An 894-nucleotide genomic window follows, 5' to 3' on the forward strand; every position below is an offset into this window, starting at 1 on the left:
CACATGGTCGTCCTCCGCCGCGGTCAGCAACGCGGCCCGCAGCGGGATCTCGCGCGCCAGGTCGAAGGTGTGCCCGCCCTCGGTGACGGCCTCCTCCGCCAGCCGCTCCCCGGCCACCCGCCGGACCACGAACGGCACCCGGCACTCCTGCGGTGCCAGAACGCGCTGGTACGGCTCCCCGTCCACCTCCGTGAACACCGTGCGCAGCACCTCGTGCCGCGCCACCACGTCCGCGAGGGCCGCCCCCAGGGCCCCCGCGTCCACCGGACCACGCAGCCGCACCGCGAGGGGCACGTTGTACGTCGTACCCGGCCCTCGCACGCTGTCGATCAGCCACAGCCGACGCTGGGCGTACGACAGCGGCAGCAGCGCCGGCCGTTCGGGCGCCCGTGTCAGCGCGGGCCGCCCGGAAGCCGACCGCTCGGTCAGCCGGGCCGCGAGCGCCGCCACCGTACGCGCCTCGAACAGATCACGTACCGCACATTCCACACCCAGCGCGGAACGCAGCCGGCTCACCGCGCGGGCCGCCAGCAGCGAGTGTCCGCCGAGGGCGAAGAAGTCGTCCTCCACACCGACCGACGTCCGTTCCAGCACGGCGGCGAGGACACCGGCGACCACCTCTTCGCGCGCGTTGCGCGGCGCACGCGACACGCCGGTCTCGGCCCGCGGCGGCGCGGGCAGGGCACGGCGGTCGAGCTTGCCGTTGGCGGTCAGCGGCAGGGCGTCCAGCGTCACGAAGGCACCGGGCACCATGTACTCCGGGAGCCGCGAGGCGGCGTGGGCCCGCAGCGCGCCCGGGTCCGGGACACCGCCCGGCGCCTGCACGACGTACGCCACCAGCTGCTGGTCCTCGCGGACATGCGCTACGGCCTGTGCGACACCGGGTGTGTCGGT

Annotated in this window: 1 protein-coding gene; it reads right to left on the minus strand. The window is 75.3% G+C overall.

Annotated features, from left to right (window positions below):
- Nucleotides 1-894, minus strand: an 894-nt coding sequence (locus NX794_RS35780; RefSeq protein WP_258783886.1) for a condensation domain-containing protein, incomplete at both ends; no start/stop codon positions are given.

The organism is Streptomyces pyxinicus, from assembly GCF_024753135.1.
Taxonomy (GTDB): Bacteria; Actinomycetota; Actinomycetes; order Streptomycetales; family Streptomycetaceae; genus Streptomyces; species Streptomyces pyxinicus.